The 16,603-nt window shown below is 48.5% G+C and carries 16 protein-coding genes; 13 read left to right on the forward strand and 3 right to left on the reverse strand.

What is annotated here, in order from left to right; genetic code table 11:
* Both FC99_RS14290 and FC99_RS12610 read left to right on the forward strand, forming a co-directional pair.
* Positions 1–239 (forward strand): zinc ribbon domain-containing protein (locus tag FC99_RS14290; RefSeq protein ID WP_420843330.1); only part of this gene is annotated, 239 nt, incomplete at its 5' end.
* Between the two features lie 606 nt (positions 240–845).
* Positions 846–3,116 (forward strand): ATP-binding cassette domain-containing protein, encoded by a 2,271-nt coding sequence (locus tag FC99_RS12610; protein ID WP_048734426.1) that lies wholly within the window; start codon positions 846–848, stop codon positions 3,114–3,116.
* 367 nt (positions 3,117–3,483) lie between these two features.
* Here FC99_RS12610 and FC99_RS12615 read toward each other — a convergent pair whose 3' ends face one another.
* A complete protein-coding gene (locus FC99_RS12615; protein WP_048734428.1) occupies positions 3,484–3,756 on the reverse strand; it encodes a type II toxin-antitoxin system RelB/DinJ family antitoxin in 273 nt (90 codons plus the stop codon).
* A gap of 210 nt (positions 3,757–3,966) precedes the next feature.
* On the opposite strand from FC99_RS12615, the gene FC99_RS12620 reads away from it, so the two are divergent.
* The 8 genes from FC99_RS12620 (at position 3,967) to FC99_RS12655 (ending at position 13,943) form a co-directional block, all read left to right on the forward strand.
* Entirely contained in the window at positions 3,967–5,493 is a 1,527-nt protein-coding gene (locus FC99_RS12620) for a hypothetical protein (RefSeq protein WP_048734431.1), read from the forward strand.
* 97 nt (positions 5,494–5,590) lie between these two features.
* Positions 5,591–5,836, forward strand: a complete 246-nt coding sequence (locus FC99_RS12625; RefSeq protein ID WP_048734434.1) for a hypothetical protein — start codon at positions 5,591–5,593, stop codon at positions 5,834–5,836.
* A gap of 865 nt (positions 5,837–6,701) precedes the next feature.
* Positions 6,702–7,484, forward strand: a complete 783-nt coding sequence (locus tag FC99_RS12630) for a WxL domain-containing protein (protein WP_048734438.1) — start codon at positions 6,702–6,704, stop codon at positions 7,482–7,484.
* A 123-nt stretch (positions 7,485–7,607) separates the two neighbouring features.
* Complete coding sequence (locus FC99_RS12635; RefSeq protein WP_048734441.1) at positions 7,608–8,669, forward strand: WxLIP family cell surface protein; 1,062 nt, start codon at positions 7,608–7,610, stop codon at positions 8,667–8,669.
* 37 nt (positions 8,670–8,706) lie between these two features.
* Entirely contained in the window at positions 8,707–9,183 is a 477-nt protein-coding gene (locus FC99_RS12640) for a hypothetical protein (protein ID WP_048734445.1), read from the forward strand.
* Between the two features lie 6 nt (positions 9,184–9,189).
* Positions 9,190–11,106 carry a hypothetical protein gene (locus FC99_RS12645; RefSeq protein WP_048734446.1) on the forward strand — a complete coding sequence of 639 codons (1,917 nt, stop codon included), beginning with the start codon at positions 9,190–9,192 and terminating at the stop codon, positions 11,104–11,106.
* A gap of 352 nt (positions 11,107–11,458) precedes the next feature.
* A complete protein-coding gene (locus FC99_RS12650) occupies positions 11,459–12,664 on the forward strand; it encodes an MFS transporter (RefSeq protein ID WP_048734449.1) in 1,206 nt (401 codons plus the stop codon).
* A 16-nt stretch (positions 12,665–12,680) separates the two neighbouring features.
* Positions 12,681–13,943: an MFS transporter gene (locus tag FC99_RS12655; RefSeq protein ID WP_048734452.1), complete on the forward strand. Its 1,263-nt coding sequence runs from the start codon at positions 12,681–12,683 to the stop codon at positions 13,941–13,943.
* A 126-nt stretch (positions 13,944–14,069) separates the two neighbouring features.
* On the opposite strand, the gene FC99_RS12660 is transcribed toward FC99_RS12655, so the two are convergent.
* On the reverse strand, positions 14,070–14,315 hold the full coding sequence (locus FC99_RS12660; RefSeq protein ID WP_048734454.1) for a type II toxin-antitoxin system Phd/YefM family antitoxin: 246 nt from the start codon (positions 14,313–14,315) through the stop codon (positions 14,070–14,072).
* Positions 14,316–14,381: 66 nt separating this feature from the next.
* On the opposite strand from FC99_RS12660, the gene FC99_RS12665 reads away from it, so the two are divergent.
* Entirely contained in the window at positions 14,382–14,927 is a 546-nt protein-coding gene (locus tag FC99_RS12665; protein WP_048734455.1) for a hypothetical protein, read from the forward strand.
* Between the two features lie 138 nt (positions 14,928–15,065).
* On the opposite strand, the gene FC99_RS12670 is transcribed toward FC99_RS12665, so the two are convergent.
* Complete coding sequence (locus FC99_RS12670; protein WP_048734456.1) at positions 15,066–15,263, reverse strand: hypothetical protein; 198 nt, start codon at positions 15,261–15,263, stop codon at positions 15,066–15,068.
* 228 nt (positions 15,264–15,491) lie between these two features.
* Here FC99_RS12670 and FC99_RS12675 point away from each other — a divergent pair, with 228 nt between their 5' ends.
* Positions 15,492–16,058: a hypothetical protein gene (locus FC99_RS12675; protein WP_156166928.1), complete on the forward strand. Its 567-nt coding sequence runs from the start codon at positions 15,492–15,494 to the stop codon at positions 16,056–16,058.
* A 355-nt stretch (positions 16,059–16,413) separates the two neighbouring features.
* A partial coding sequence (locus FC99_RS14295; RefSeq protein WP_235805931.1) for a hypothetical protein occupies positions 16,414–16,603 on the forward strand: 190 nt, incomplete at its 3' end.

Consider the following 16,603-nt stretch of genomic DNA (forward strand, 5'->3'; position numbering starts at 1 on the left):
GGGCTACTCAAAGTACCGTCGTGAAGGTGAATCCAGCCTTCACCTCTCAGAGATGCCCTAAGTGTGGCCTAGTTGAAAAGACTAATCGCCATCACAAAACCCACGAATATTGGTGTACCCAATGCCAGTATCGATGTAACGATGATCGACTAGGCGCTATGAATATCTCGATGCTTGGACAAGACTGGTTGAATGGTGTTAAACACCCAAAGATTAAGAAGCTAACAACTGCTGGGTAAACCTGGCAGTTAAACGGGTAGCCGTCAATTACCCGATGATGTTGCCACTACGAGTAGGAGTGCCTAACTGGCATGTTGGACTACTGTGTCGCCAGACACGTGAGCGACAAGCCGCTGAATTTATTCAGGGGCAATTGACCCGATTTACTTGCTGATCTTCTGCTGCTAATGCGATTACAGTTGGCAGTTAAAATGATTCAATCAGTGGTCACTAGAATTTACGATATCTTTGTTGCCTAGTGTTTCGTCCTAGAAGATTATTCATAACTAAAACTACTCACGCTTTAGGCTTACCAAAGTAGCCATTACGCCAATCTAAGGTCTGGACACAATGTAGTCGAAGGCTGGCAGGGACGGAACCCTGTGTCGGTCCTCTTAGACTGAGCGGTCTTCTCAGCCTTAGAAGAGGGGCCGAGCTTGAAGACTCGATTTTGAGGCTGCAAGTCGCCCTGGGGGCCGCTCCTCAGGCCCCAGGTCTGCCCCACAGGATGGAGTTCCTGCCAGCCGAAGACGACAATTGTCAGTCCAACGTTAAGCGGAAAATTTTAGAATATGGTAAGGTGGAAAATGTAGCAGTTGAGACGAGACGAAGAGAGGAGCAACGGGATGCAACCAATTTTTAAATCGGGATACATCGACATCAAGGATGCCACCCAAAACAACCTGCAACACGTAAATTTGCGGGTGCCCAAGTACCAGACGACGGTGTTTGTCGGCCTGTCGGGATCGGGAAAGTCGTCACTGGTCTTTGACACGATTGCGGCGGCTTCGCGGCGAGAATTGAACGAAACGTTCCCCAGTTTTACCCAGCAATACCTGCCGAAATTTGGGCAACCCCACGTGCAGGACATCGAGCATTTGCCGGTCGCCATTGTCATTGAGCAACAGCGACTGGGTAAGAACGCACGGTCCACGCTGGCAACGTACACCGGTATTTATTCCCTGTTGCGCCTGTTGTTCTCCCGAATTGGCAAGCCGTTTATCGGGTATTCCGACAGCTTTTCGTTTAACTTGCCGCAGGGGATGTGCCCGGCCTGTCAGGGCTTGGGGTACGTGGACGACATTGACGAGGCTAAGCTGATCGACCCTGAGAAGTCACTGAATCAGGGGGCAATCACCTTTGTCAGCTTCGGACCGAATACCTGGCGTTGGCGGCGGTACGCGACGAGTGGGTTGTTCGATGATGACAAGCCCATCAGGGATTACACGGCCGAAGAGTATGACCTTCTGATGCACGCGCCGCAACAGAATCTGAAGCATCCGGGTAAAGGGTTCCCCCGCACGGCCCTGTACGAAGGCGTTGTGCCGCGGATTCGGCGGTCGGTGATTGGCAAAAAGGAAGCGGAACACCACCGCGAGGCCATTGCGGAAATTGTGACCCGCAAGCCATGCCCCGTTTGCCATGGGACGCGGTTGAAGCCAGAAGTTCTGACCAATCATATCAATGGCCACAACATTGCCGAGGTCAGCGCCATGGACCTACGCCACGTGCTAACATTTTTACGGGATATCACTGAGCCGCTGGCGACCGACGTGGTCCGGGAGCTCAGCACCAAGATTCAGTCGCTGGTCGACATTGGTCTGGGCTATCTGACGCTCGACCGGGGGACTAGCTCGTTGTCCGGTGGGGAAGCGCAACGTATCAAAATCGCCAAATACCTGACGAGCGCGCTAGTCGATATGGTCTACATCCTGGACGAACCCAGCGTGGGCCTGCATCCACACGATATTCAATTGATCAAGCAGGCGTTGACCAAGTTAAAAGAAAAAGGCAACACTATTTTAGTGGTTGAACATAATCCGGCGATGATCACTTTTGCCGATTACGTTGTTGAAATGGGTCCGCAGGCTGGTCAGGGTGGCGGGACCATCACGTTTACGGGAACAGTACCGGAGTTGTTGGCGTCAGAGACGTTGACCGGGACCTGGTTGCGCAAGGCCCACCATTGGGGCACTGAGCGTCATCCCAACGGACAATTAGCCCTGCGGCACGTGACTCAGAATAATTTAAAAGACGTCAGTGTCGACGTGCCCTTGGGTGTGATGACTGTGATTTCCGGGGTCGCCGGTTCGGGGAAGTCCTCGCTGGTGACGGCATTGAAGTCGCAACTCCACGAAGACTATATCGACTTGGCGCAGACGCCGGTGGGCATCAACATCCGCTCGACGCCGGCCACCTATCTGGGAATTTTGGACGATATCCGGAAGTTATTCAGCCAGGCGAACGGCCGCGTGGGGACCAGTTGGTTCAGCTACAACGGCAAGGGCGCCTGTCCGCGGTGTAAGGGCAAGGGCGTCACGATTACTAACATGGCGTTCATGGACCCCGTCGTTCAGACCTGCGAGCTGTGTCAGGGCAAACGGTACAGTGAAGCGGCCCTCCAGTACGCTTATCGGGACAAAAACATTGCGGAGGTCCTCCAGCTGTCGGTCAAGGCGGCCGCGGACTTCTTCCAAGACACGCCAAAACTAGCGGCGAAGTTGGCCAATCTGGACCGTGTTGGCCTAGGCTATTTGACGCTGGCCCAGCCGTTGACGACGCTGTCGGGTGGTGAACTCCAACGGCTGAAATTAGCGGTCGAACTGGGGAAGCAGGGGACAATCTACCTGCTGGACGAACCAACGGCGGGCCTGCATTTAAAGGACACGGCGCGGTTGATGACACTCTTCAACGACTTGGTCGCGGCGGGTAATTCGCTGATCATCATCGAGCACAACCTAGCCGTCATCAGTCAGGCGGACTGGCTGATCGACGTGGGTCCGGACGCTGGGCGTTACGGCGGTCGGATTCAGTACAGCGGTACGCCACGGGCGGCCATCACCGTTGCCGATTCGCGAACCGGAGTGGCGTTGAAGCAGTGGATTAATGAGAATTAGAGTGTAAATTGCTCGCACTGCGGCTGCCAGGGATTCCGCCTGCTATGGGGAACGCCTCCAGCCTGTGGGGCGGGCTTCCAGCTCGCCTGAAAGCCGCAAAGTTCATGCGTCTCTCAGGTCGTCCCACAATGTAAGTCGGGAAAGTACCCCAACTAACATTGTCGTCACAGCTGGCTCCATCTCTGGCCGCCTCCGGCTCTAATTGTACTTGTCCACATCAACTGTTGAAAGGCTTTTACGACCATCCTACTGGCAGTGATACGCAACCTGCGGATGAAATCAAAAATCACCAGTGAAGCCGGTAAGTCGACTTCACTGGTGATTTTTAATACTGATTTTAAATCGGTCGTTTCATTTAAGACATGATTCACTCATTCAAAGAGCGCTCAAATTCTTCGGCGGTTCCACCAAGGAGCGGTTCATTTTTAGCTAGGTGGTCAACCATTTCTAAGATGGAATCAGTCACTTCGGAATTAGGTGTTAGAAAGTCCTCAGGTAAGCCGTTATTGGCTACAGACTTTAAAACAAGCTGTAGATATTCGGAAAGTGTAAATCCGTCGTGTTCTAGTTCCTTTTGGGCACGAGCTCTAATGTCAGACTGAATGTTGATTGTAATGTGTTCTAAATTTTCATTTTGCAAAATGGCCACCTCCAAGTTGGATTTTACGTTGTTTAGCAGACAAAGCAACTATAGTGTGCTTTAAGTCAGCGAGATCGAACTAAAACAATAAAATAGGTATGACTTAAGCGTACAGGATACTCTCCCAGAAGCATCGAAACACACGTTCGTTTTCAACGTAAATTATGGTACACTAAAATCACTGAATTTTTCCCAGAAAGGATGTTTTCCATGCCGACCACAATTCTGACCCCCGCCGAAAATCGGTTCCTACAGCTTAGTCAACGAGCACTCAAACTGCCTGATTTGACGCGTTTGATGCCGCTGTTGCGCGACCACCCCACCATCAAGGATACCAGCGATTTTTTGCCGCGCTCTGCCAGACAGGCGCTGCTGGACCAACGGGTGGACTGGTTGGTGCAGGGGAGCGAGGCGTGGAAACTGCTGGCGGATTCGCCGTACGTCATCAATCCCAGCAACCAGCGGACGGATTGGCGGCATTGCGCGCTGTGCCACAAGCCGGTGCGCTACGAGTACCACGTGGTGTTGCGCCAGGACGGCCATAAAATCGTGGTCGGCTCGGAGTGCGTCAAGAAGTTCATGAGCGATGAAATGCAGTACCTGATGACCATCACCACGGAGGACAACATTCACGCGGTGGCCCAGTACGATGATTTGACCGCCCATTACCCGCAGGTGCCAGAGATCATGTGGGACCAAGAAGCCTTGCCCAATCTGCCCAAGCAACATCATCAGCGCCACCGGTGGGTTCAAAAGGGGACACGTCATACGGTGACCGGCTACTTGAAACACCGGTCGACAGCGGTGCCGGACAAACAACTCTCTCCCTATCTAACGGAGTACACGGACTTGCAGGCCGCTGACCGCGAAGCCACGGCAGCATTGGCGGAGCGGCAACAACGGCGTCAACGTCAGGCGCAACGGGTGGCCGAACACGACGAACAAGCCGCCTGGGCCGCGGTGGATGCGGCGCAAACAGCCGCAGAAAAGCGGTTGCGGGCATCTGCAGACTATCAGGCGTATTTGACGGCAGTGGCGGCACTGATCGTTCAACATTTACCGCTGACAGAGTTCAAGAACCAGTTAGCCAAGCTGTCCATGCCCCGCAGCCTCCAGAAACTAATAAACTCGTATCAGCTCGGCGTGATGGCCACGGAGTTTGCCCAACGCGGTGAGATCAAGGCCGCCCGCCTGCAAATCGTCCCCCGTTATCTGGTGGCGGACTTGAACCGGTTGAGTCGTCACCTGGCGGCCCAGCGACAACGCGACTGGAACGACGACGTGTTTAACGTGGCGGTCGGGTTTGACCTGACGTCCGAGCAACGGCAAGTCGCCTTAGTGCCGCTCCAAAAGAGTTGGGAAGGGCGCCAAGTCCCGGCGAACGTTTACGCAGACCTGTTAACGGTGAAGGAACGTTTGGCGCAGGGGCAGCCGTTACCGAAGTGGCCGACGGCATTGACGCGGGCCTTCCAGCAACGACTCGACCGGCAACCACAGTCGGGCTGGGCACCAGCCCGGAAGAATCACGTGACGCCTAAACAGTTACGCCAGTTGGTGACGTCGAAAGCCAGCTTCAATCAGGTCACGACGCAGTTCCACCGGCTATACGCGTTACCGCAGGCCGATGAAGATATGACGCTGTCGGCGTTAGCCCACTACTATTTAACTGTGCGTGACCAGCAGGAGAAACGGACGGCGGCGACACAGAAGCTGGTGGAGCAGTTGTTGAATGACTAGCAAGTAAGCGAGTCATGAATACGTGACTGGTCGCTTAATTGGTCATAGTAGGCTTGTACCATAAGAAATTGTTGCAAGTAGGAAGGGACATTTTGTCTTGAAGTGGTTAAGAATAGCACGGGGATGTTCACGGCTCCTTTACGTGGTGGCGCTAGGCTGGCTGATCAATAGAATATTTGTAACCGATTGGACAACGGCATTTGCAGGACTTGTGTTTGTCTTAAACGGTGCGCTATTGGTGATCCTTGATTCAGCAATTACAGCTAGGGATACCGATCACGAGACCAGCTTGAGTGAGACGCTCTGGCGTTTCCTGCTGTTGCCTTGGTTCTGGATGATGTGATCGATTTTTAAAATGTAAACGAAAATGGCTAGTCCGCGTTTCTGGGGCTAACTGTTTTTGTTTACTTTAAATTCCCATTCGTAAATGGTATGGCGCCATGTTTCTAATGAAAATAGCGGCAGAAATTGATAAATATCAAGAAAACAGTTAAATTTCGAGCAGATTAGGTTAAAAAATACCAGTAATAGATTGCGAACAATGAAAAAAATGCTCGTTTTTTTAACGAGTGTGAGATTTCCGGAATTTAGCTAGTGTGGCAAACAAGTGTTAGGGAACAGATTAGGTAAAGTGAGAGGCTAATGTTAGAGCCGTAAGGGGTTTGGACGATTTAATTCGTTACTGGGATTTATCGCCCGATAGAAATTCGGACTAAAAATTGATGAAATTCCAAATAGATCGTTCATAGGGTGTTACCTATATGTGATACACTATGAATAATTGTATCTGGTTTGAAACCGTTATAAATACTGTTATACCGGGAGTTACAGTACATATAACTATTAAACTCGTTTTTTAGACGAAATTCGGCTTTTGGGGCACATTATCTGGATTCTAATTAGGCGTAAAACGCACACGAAATCGTTATAAACGTTGATATATCAGTAATCTAAACTGATTTAAGATTGCTTTAAAAAACTTTTATTTTTTGGTCAAAAAAGGTTTACAAGTTAACATCTTAGCCATATAATGATGTTGTTACATAGTTAAGTAAGTGTTACGGACGTTGAGGGTCTAAACATTTACCACTGAGGCGAGTAACTAGGCCATCGCTACTATGGGAACGACAATTAGTTGAGGGCCACAGCAAAGACTATCGTTAAAAATTTAGCTGTTACGGAAATCATACAAGAGGGGTGCATGAATCATGAACAAAACAGTAAGTAGTGTATTATTAGCCGGGGCATTGTTATTAGGTTCCGTTGCGCCAGTTGTTGCCAATGCGGATGGACTTCATGGAACAACGTCAAACTCAATTACATTTAGTAAGCCAGATGCAACCACTGATCCAGCTGACCCAGACAATCCAGGAACTAAGGTACCAGGTGGTAATCATGGTGGTGTTACCGATCCAAGTAGTGACTTAACCTTCCTATATGTTTCTCCTAAGATGCAATTCGGGGATGTTAAGGGTGAGGCAATTCAAACGACTGCTGATGCAGCTAAGAACAAAACTTACAATCCGACAGTCACCAACGCTGACTCAGTTCAAACTGACAAGGATGGCGTTAAGACGGACAACACGAACCTCGTTACCGAAGTACAGGATACTCGTGGGAGTAATGAAGGTTGGACAGTTACCGTTAGTGCTGACCAAATGCTTAACGGCGACGGTGTTATTTTAAAGGGTGCAACATTAGGCTTAGCTGCAAGTAATGCTAAGATCACAAACTCCGCTTCAGCATCAACCGGTGTTGCTGGAACCAACGTTAGCACCGCAACTGATGGCCTTGTCGCAACCGATACCACTGCCGCAACGGATGGTACTGAAAACACGATCTACTCAGCTAAGGCTGATAGCGGGATGTTAACCACTGCATTTCAGCTTGATCCTTCAAACATCACGTTAACTAACATCCCAGCCAACGTTAAGGCCGGGACTTACACAGGCAACCTGAACTGGACTTTAACTGACACACCAGGTGCTTAATATTTAAAGACGGCAAAGGTGTTCATATCTAAAAAATGAGCACCTTTTTCGCTTACATAGTAGTACCATTAAGGTATTACAGAATTTATCAAATAACTTAACTAGGGTAAGTAGGGGTGTAGGATGCGCGGGATTAAAAAGATTCAACTCATAGTTTTATTGATTGTCGGTGTAATTATTGGTGGCGGTGTGCCATTGATTGCGAATGCTGCTTCGGCTGGTGATATTGGCTTCAACGTTTCAGCGCAGATTCCTAAGAACCAAATTAACAAAAAAAATTCGTTTTTCGATTTACGCATGAAGTCTGGTCAGACAGAAAAGTTGCAGGTCAAAGTCTTTAACATCTCTAATGAAGACGTGACGGTCAAGGCGGCGATTCATACGGCATGGACGAGTACCGGTGGGGCCATCGAATACGTGAAGCCAGCCAAGACGTTTGACTCTTCATTACGCTACAAGATGAGCGACATTAGTAAGATTCAAGGGAAACAGACCATTACGATTCCTGCGCATAAGTCTAGAGTCGTTACGGCCAATGTCAAAGTACCTAAGACCAACTTTAATGGGGTCATCTTAGGCGGCTGGTATTTTGAACGGAAGGATTCTAAAGTCACCGGGACAGTTAAGGGCGCTAGCAACATGACCAACAAGTACTCTTACGTCATTGGGATGAAGTACACGTTAGGCCAAGTGCCTAATCCTTCGATGAGTTTGGGTAAGGTCGAAGCTGGACTGGGTAACTATCACCGTGGGGTCATCGCTAACTTGCGGAACACCACTGCGGTTATCATTCCTAACTTAAAGATGGATACCACTGTCACCAATCGGGATGGCGGGAGTGTCGTTAAACACGTGAAGAAGGAAAACGTTCAGATGGCGCCTAATACCACCTTCAAGTACGCCATGCTTTATGGCAAGACACCGATGAAGGCCGGTAACTATCATCTGCATATGGTGGTTAAGAACACTGATCGTAAATGGGTCTTTGATCGTAACTTTACGATTACCCAAGCACAAGCTAGCAAGGTCAATAAAGACTCTGTCGAAACAGCCGGTATCAGCATCTGGCTGTTAGTTGCTTTAGGTGCGCTGGGAATGTTGTTACTGATTCTCTTAATTTTACTGATTATCTACTTGATTCGTCGGCGCCGTCGTGATGACGAGGATGAAGACGAAGACGAATAATAACGAATTAAGTCGTTATAGGGAGGGGGCGTTGCTCATGAACAGAACACTTAAGCAGCTCATGTTGGTGCTCACACTAATCTGCGGACTAGCCATGGGGACATCAACGCTCGCCAATGCTCAGACGACAGATACTGGGTCGACCAGTACTGGGATTACGTTTATCGGCAATGGGTCCCAAAGGAACACTGTCGATCCGACAACGCCCACTGTCCATGAAGGTAGTGACGGGGATATTGCCAATGGTGGTATTCCAGACGGCACAAAGCCGACCCAAGTAGCGTCTAAGGGAAGCGCTGATGATACGGCGTCTCCAGTAACGACGCCAAGAAAGGGTGGTTCCGGTGCCGCAGCGGTTAAGTCGGCCGTCGCAGCCATCGCCTCCGGTCGTTTGCCCCAAACGGGTGAAGTTCAGAGTATTTTAGCAGATTTAGTAGGGATTCTACTGTTGATGGTCTTGATCTTAGGATTGGTCGTTTATCACCAAGCACGCCTGCTAAGGGAGAGGGAGTGAGTCAAGATGAAGTTTAGAAAACTCATGATGCAACTTGGCTTACTGCTTGCTGTCGTGTTGGGGGTTGGGCTGATTGGTGGTAAGTCGGCTGAAGCTAAACCGGTTCTGCCCTTTCAAGCAACCGAAGTTAGCAATACGACATTTGGCTTTGTAAGCCGTAATCCACACTATGATAGTAAAGGGGTTCTGATTAAGCCCCTGAACATGGTTGGTAATTCCGATGGGTTGATTGCTGATGACTGGCCATTTACTACTACTATTTCTGGGTATCCACAGTTAGTATCGGTCGCTGCTAATAACGTTTCTACTACTCCCGGTAACTTAAACAGAGTCACGGACAGGACCACTAAGATATATATGGCAGTCTCTGGTAGTTTTCAAATGGCTTCTAGTAATTCTGCCTATATTACTAGTCTAATTCCTTATATTACTAGTGCTACTCAGGGAACGAAATCAATGGCAACTAATACGCCTACTGAGATAGCACCTACACAGCGAAGAATAGCAACGCCTTCGACTAATTATTATGAATTTGATGTGAATTTATCAGATTTAAGAGATTTACTGCCTTTGCGGGTTGGGTTCAAAGCAAAGTTTAGTAATACGTCACAGGCAGCCTATATGGGATTTGCTGATATTGCTAGTGAAGGAAGCCCTACCAGTGGTTGGCAAAGTGGTACTAATGCCTTTACCGTTAATTCTACGTACAGTCAGGCGTCTACTGGAAGTGTAACTTACATTAAATCATCAGATAAAGTGATTACGGGGAGCGGACGTCCAGGATTAAAAATAGCTGCGAGAATGGATACATCTTCAGGACAAGTAAGCTATGTCGCTAATATCGGTTCCGATGGTAAATTTTCGATTTCTCTACCGGATGCTGTTGCCAACTTAACTAGCGGAATTAATGTTTATGAATTTAATGATACTGGGGATGTTATCTGGAAGGGTGTTAGTATTAAAGAGGTTCTAGATCTCCAGGTAGCTAACTCGCCAACGTATGTTGATACGGACAGCATAGATGACAATATCTCTGGTAAGTCAGACTCACAAATTCTGGATTGGTTAGTAAAAGAAGCGGGAATCACAGTGACCCATAATGGTGCGGCTGTTTCTAACTCCGATGTGACCTTTAGTTCGACGGAGAAGAATTTGGCTACTCAGATTGCTAATCTAAAAGAGGGCGAATCAACAACTGTTGATGTTGCTGCTACCTCTAATTCCGATTCAAAGCTTGCAACGGATGGGACGCAAGCAGTGAAGGTTGTCAGAAGTCCTAGTACTTTAGAGTTTACGTCTATTAGTCCAATTATGGACTTTGGCTCGGTTCCAGTGCCTTCTAAAGAGACTTTGTTTGCACCAAAGACTAGTCCCGAAGTTTTCGTTAAGGATACGCAATCAACTGGTACACCTTGGAGTGTGCTGGCACAGGCGACTGATCTAACTTCTAATGATGACGGCCGGACATTGGCTGGTCATATGGTTTACGTTGACGCCGATGGTAATAAGCAATCCATGGCGAGTGCCGTTGAGGTTGCGGCTGGTACGCGGATACGAGATATGACTAATGGAATGAACGTCGTCGACGGTTGGTCGAAGGAAAATCAAAGCCTGGTTAAGCCAGCTAGTGGGATGTACCTTGATGCCTTGCCAAGTATTTATTCCGGTAGTACGTCCACAACGTATACGGGGACAATTTACTGGCAGCTAACGAACGCACCGGGTGCTGTAGCTGGTCAAGACCTCAGCAATGGCTGGGTGGACGATGGGACTGGTTCCGCCAGTTCTTCTTCCGCCGATTCTTCTAGCGAGGAGGCTGGCACTGGTTCTGAATCTGAAAGCGAATCCGGTGGTGAGCAGAGTATCCCTGGCGGTAGCACAGTTAGTTCCAGTAGCTCATCTATCTACAACGGTTTTGGTTAAATTCATCTGAAATTAGAAAGTAAATCGGTTCATTGCCTACCAGAAGTGGTGTTGGCAATGAGCCGATTTTTTATTCTCTATTTTTGTCGGGACGATTTTCAACGCCTGCAGTATAGGATTGCCGGTAAAATGATGAAGACGCTGGGTTGCTAGCGACCACTGGGAAGAAGACGATAACGCTATTGGAAAAAATAAGTAGCGCACGGCTAGACGACTTGCAATGCATTCTTAGTATTCAGTTTGTTAAGCAAAGCCGCCAAGAAATCGATAAAAGTTTATTTTATTAAAAAAAGATGAGAAAATTATGATATACTTCTCTTAATTCAACCAATTCCGACAGCGAGGCCTTCCCATGACAACCACCAACACCGCAACCATCCGCCAGCTCCTAGCCGGCCGCATACTCACCAACATCGGCGACAGCCTGATCTACATGTCCGTGCTGTGGTACTTTAACACGCGCTATCAGTCGGCACTGTTCGTCACGGCGGTCTTTGTCATCACGTCCGGGGTGGATGCGCTCTCATTTCTGCTCGGCCCCATCTTGGACCGGGTACGGGTGAAACGCGTGTTGGTGGGGGCGACCGCCAGTCAGGTCATATTGGCTCTCGTACTAGTCGGTGGCATGGCGTTGCGGCTAAATGGGAGTTTCCTTGGCGTCTTCCTCCTGTTGTTTCTTCTCCTATCGACCATCAGCTCCGCTCTGATTTACCCCACGGAGGACAAGCTCCTGCCGCTGCTTGCCAGTGGCGCCGACCTCCTACACGTCAACGGCCTGTTTCAAATGAGTTACCAGGTGTTGGACCTGATTCTCAACGGGGCCGTCTTGGCGCTCCTGTCGTTGTTGTCCGTGCAACACACACTTCTGCTGGCAGTGCCGGTCTTTGGCGTCGCCTTGCTGGTCTTCAAGCTGTTGCGACTCAGGCCAGCCAGTTCGGCAAACGTTGCTACAGAGTCCTACGGCCGGTCGCTGAAAGTCGGCTGGCAAACGCTCGCCCAGCACCCATTTATGCTGAAAGTGCTGATTCCATTCGCCACTGTCAACCTGTTCTACGGGGCTGCCGATGCTGCCTTGCCGCGGTTCGCCCGCGTTTATCTGAGTGGTCAGGCGTGGGGTTACGGCGCGCTACTGACCGGCATCGCCGTGGGTGGTCTCGTGGGCGCGTTGCTGGTGCAGAAATTGACGCTTACCGGGAACCGCCTGATTTCCTTTGCTGGCGGCTGCTTGATTCTGGGCGGCGGGTGTCGGCTGCTGCTGGCCGTGAGTCGGCAGGGCGTCGTGGCGGTTTTCTTGATTTCAATGAGTGCACTGTTCGTCAGTATGATGAATATCAACTTCATCGCTTATGTCCAGTCGGCCTTTCCCGCCACGGTCCTGGGCCGCATTTCGACCATCAACGAGAGCTTAATCTCCGCTATGATTCCGATCGGCTCGGCACTCGGTGGGGTCATGGTCACGCACTGGGCCGTCGTTTGGCCGCAATTGATTTATGGTGGCGCTACGGTTTTGAATGGCCTGTACTTTCTAGCCGTCATCCGCCACACCAAGTTCGAGTAAAGAGGAGCTGACCGGCATGACGGTCTTTCTACACAACAGGCGTTACCGCCTGCTGACGCTGGCAACGTTTATCAGCATGCTGGGGTCAACGTTATTTAATATTGTTTTCGTGATTTACGCGCGGGGGATGCCCAACGCCAAGCTGGCCGTCAGCATTGCCTCCGTGGTGGCGACGATTCCCTTTCTGCTGGACATCATCGCCGGGTATCTGGCCGATGAGGCGAACAACCATTACCGCAGTATGGTTGGCGTGAAATTTTTCCAAGCCGCGCTGTTTCTCCTACTTAGTGGGTTGATTGCCTTTCGTCCCAGCTGGTGGGTGTTCACCGTGCTCCTGCTTATCAACATCGTCAGCGACTTCGCCGGCAGCTTCAGCTCGTTCGTGTCCCTCGCCGTGATCAAGGATGTGGTGACAGCGAACGACTTGGCTGAAGCCCGTGGCTTTGAAAGTGGGGTGGGGTCCACGATTAGTTTGGTCGGCGGGTTAGTCGGTGCGGGGTTGATTGCCGCCTTGCACTACAACTACGTGCTCTTTGGCCTGCTCAACGCGGTGTCATTTGTCGCGGCTTTCCTGATTCTGTGGGTCGCACGGCAACAGTTCCGCCAGTTGAGGAGCAGCCTATTTCAACACCACACGGCCTTTCTTGGGGTCCGGCGTGAGATTCACCACTTCTTTACGACTAGCATGAAAAATTTTAAACTATTAAAGACGTTTTCGACCGTCACCGGATTTATGGTGGCCTTCTCCATCGTCAACTTCATTGGCTCTGGCCAGAGTACGCTACTGAACCTGTCCTACATTCAAGAAAAACGGCTACTGTTTGGCAACTTCGGCTACACCGTGGCGCTGATCGATATGGTGGAGTCGGTGGGGATGATTCTGGGGTCATTTACGCCGATGAAACGAGTGACGTGGCTGTCGATTCCGGCAAACCTGACGCTGGTGATCGGCGTGAGTGGCGTCATCAGCGCCAACCTATTGTGGCTGCAGAATCGCTACATCCTGGTCACCTGTATCTTGGTCAATGGGGTCCTGATTGGCTTGCTCAATCCACGCATCCAAGCGGAAATGATTACGGAATTGCCGGAGGAGTCGATCGGGTCGATTCTAAGCGTGTTCTACACCGTGATTCAGCTGACGGTTCCGGGCGGCGCGGTCGTCTTTGCCTTCCTCGCAAACGGCTGGACGGTGGCGATTGCGTGGTTCGGTTTGGTGGTCGCCATCGTGGTCGGCTTACTGTACGCAGAAGTTTTACGGCGGCGCTTGGCCCGGGCTTAGTTTGTTCGCGGGAAAAACAAAGGCGTTGGTCGGCTTCTTGTACTGAAAATTGCATATACTGAAACCGTTCTTAAATGTTCGGTATACAAAAAGAGGGCTGTGACGTGTGTCATGGCCCTTTAGTGACTAATGCTGTTTTTTGGCGGTGCGGCTGGCTTCAAGTTGTTTTCTGGACTCTTCAAGCCAAGCTACGTTTGCTGGATTGCTTAAAATAAATTGGTTTTCTAGCAGATTGTTATAGGCTTTTTCGGAGATGATGACAACACTTGGACGATGTTTACGCGTGATGGTTAGGGGTTCAAAATCGTCTGTAATGCGGTTTAAGTAAAACTTGATCCTTTTTTTAAAGTCCGAATAAGTGATAGCTTCCATGGTTTTCCTCCAAGTTGAGTGGCTGTCCGTGAAATTAAATTTTATAGGCAAAAGAGATGACGATAAGTGTTGTTTAATACAGAAATAGCATCGTTGACGCGACTACTACGTGTTTACAATGGTCTTTTACTAAGCCTGGTTTGGCTGGTTCAAATCTTAGGCGTTAAGTGGCTGTTTGTCCAGCCGATACGTTCGCTGACGGTGTTGCTGATATTTACGGCCGGGTATTTTCTGCTAGAGGTGTTACCGCTCGGAACGCGGTATTGGGCAGCCTTCAGACGAAAACTCACGGTTGATATTGCCGTCATTTACTTGCTATATTTGGGTGTGTTGCTCTTTCTTCCCCAGGCCTTTATCGGAAGAAACTTCTTTGATGGCAACGGAATCGTTAGCACGTTCATCGACTTCTTTGGGCTAGTCATTTTGTACATGCCGGAGGAAAGTCCAGGCTATTTCCACTTCTTGCCAACACCCCACCAGTCACGGTTTATCAAGCTGCGTTACCGTCGAATAATTGCGATGATATTCATTGGACTCAGTGTGGCTTGGCTATTGAATTGCGGGATTACCAATGGGTTGGATTTTCAAGTCGATCAATATAATGGGTTCTAAAACTAATTAAAAAACCACCGGCCACGTCTTCGTTAGGGGAGATGTGGCCGGTGATTTGTGATTCGTGGGGACAGTATAGCATTGGCTAGGGGATTAGGGTAGGGAAACGCTCAGTGAACTTGGTGACTGACGATACGCTTATTTTTCGTGCGAAATTGACCGTTGCGCCACTTCACGGGTCTTCGGTTCATGTAAAATATTTCCAATCGAAATTCCCAATGAGATCAGCACTAGCGGCCAACTCATCGTAAACGTATACAGCCAGAAGTTCCCGGCGTCACTAGGTTTAAAGAAGTCCAGAATGTGCGTCTGGGTTACGGCGCCATAGCCCGCCATACGTAGAGAAACGGTACTTATTGACGATAGCGGGGCGTTTTGCCAAGTTGTTACAATCCGTATAGAAACTTGATATCTTTAGTTATGTGACGTTTTTTATTATATTAATATTATTAATAAGATGCCATAGAACTTTAACCACGTGTTAATAATAGTTACAGCTTATGGTGAATGTGGTTTTATAAATTATGGGTAAATGCTTTACTTATAGATAAGGACGAGATTATTTTGAAAAAGAATAGATTGTTTAAGAGTGGTATTATACTTGTAAGTAGTCTGATGGTATGTGAAGGGATTGCCATTTCTTCTACTCAGATTAGTGCGAGTGCAGATGACGTAACCGAAGAAAGTACTGATAAGAGTACGGGTGAACCGGCAATATCAATTGTTGATCAAGCAGAGTTTAATAAATTAATGCTTATTGATGATAGAGATGATTTTGACTATGAGTTTGCTGTTTACTTACAAAGCAAGGGGGTAGATCCTGAAGAGGCAACAGGATTTATTACTACAAGAGACAAACGTGGAAAAGCGACTATGGGGGCAAAGGTTGCTGGAAAAGCTATGAAAGCTTTTCTGAAGAAGATGGGGAAAACGTGGTGGGAAAAGCAGACAAAAAAATGGTATTTTCCGGTTAAAGTTAACTGGAAAACAATTAATGCTATCGCAAACTACTCTGCAGGTTTTGATGGGACTATAGAAAGCGCGATTACCAAATACTTAACTTCACACCACATAGCAAATAAATCTGTTGCAAAAAAAATAGCTTGGCTTATAGTGACAATTGTATTTTAAAAGTAAGTGTCATTTCGGGGGTAGTGCTCATTCTAAAATGGCTGAAGATTGGAAGAAATTGCTCACGAATCTTGTATATTCTCGCGTTAGGATGGTTAATTTATAAGATATTCGTAACTGACTGGACAACAGCACTTGCTGGGCTTATATTCTTTTTAAATGGAGCATTATTGGTTATTCTCGATTCAATGATTGATAAGCGGGATATTAATCACAACGTGGGGTTAAGTGAAACGATTTGGCGCTTTTTGCTATTCCCTTGGTTTTGGATTATGTAAATGATGAGAGGTAAGATGGCAATTCTTTAGAGTTTCTCAATTATCCACGTTCAAGAAGAGCCTGAGCAGCATAAGAATTGGGTACGATTATTTTTAATAAGCCTTCCACTGAATTTCGGTCACTTAGGACAGATATTGGTGAAAGGCTTATTTTTTATGAAAAAATGACAAATTCTTCCGATGATTCGTGGATTTCTTTTCTTTCTTTTATCCCGGATTATTCATCAACAAGATTTCTCACCAAAATAGGTAGGCCTGAATCGAGAT

Source organism: Levilactobacillus koreensis JCM 16448 (assembly GCF_001435525.1).
In the GTDB taxonomy this organism is placed as follows: Bacteria; Bacillota; Bacilli; order Lactobacillales; family Lactobacillaceae; genus Levilactobacillus; species Levilactobacillus koreensis.

Excerpts from the sequence above, each read along its gene's own strand:
- FC99_RS12630 (WP_048734438.1), top strand. The coding sequence starts at position 6,702 with ATGAACAAAACAGTAAGTAGTGTATTATTAGCCGGGGCATTGTTATTA.
- FC99_RS12645 (WP_048734446.1), top strand. The coding sequence starts at position 9,190 with ATGAAGTTTAGAAAACTCATGATGCAACTTGGCTTACTGCTTGCTGTC.
- FC99_RS12640 (WP_048734445.1), top strand. The coding sequence starts at position 8,707 with ATGAACAGAACACTTAAGCAGCTCATGTTGGTGCTCACACTAATCTGC.
- FC99_RS12655 (WP_048734452.1), top strand. The coding sequence starts at position 12,681 with ATGACGGTCTTTCTACACAACAGGCGTTACCGCCTGCTGACGCTGGCA.
- FC99_RS12635 (WP_048734441.1), top strand. The coding sequence starts at position 7,608 with ATGCGCGGGATTAAAAAGATTCAACTCATAGTTTTATTGATTGTCGGT.
- FC99_RS12620 (WP_048734431.1), top strand. The coding sequence starts at position 3,967 with ATGCCGACCACAATTCTGACCCCCGCCGAAAATCGGTTCCTACAGCTT.
- FC99_RS12650 (WP_048734449.1), top strand. The coding sequence starts at position 11,459 with ATGACAACCACCAACACCGCAACCATCCGCCAGCTCCTAGCCGGCCGC.
- FC99_RS12610 (WP_048734426.1), top strand. The coding sequence starts at position 846 with ATGCAACCAATTTTTAAATCGGGATACATCGACATCAAGGATGCCACC.
- FC99_RS12660 (WP_048734454.1), bottom strand. The coding sequence starts at position 14,315 with ATGGAAGCTATCACTTATTCGGACTTTAAAAAAAGGATCAAGTTTTAC.
- FC99_RS12670 (WP_048734456.1), bottom strand. The coding sequence starts at position 15,263 with ATGGCGGGCTATGGCGCCGTAACCCAGACGCACATTCTGGACTTCTTT.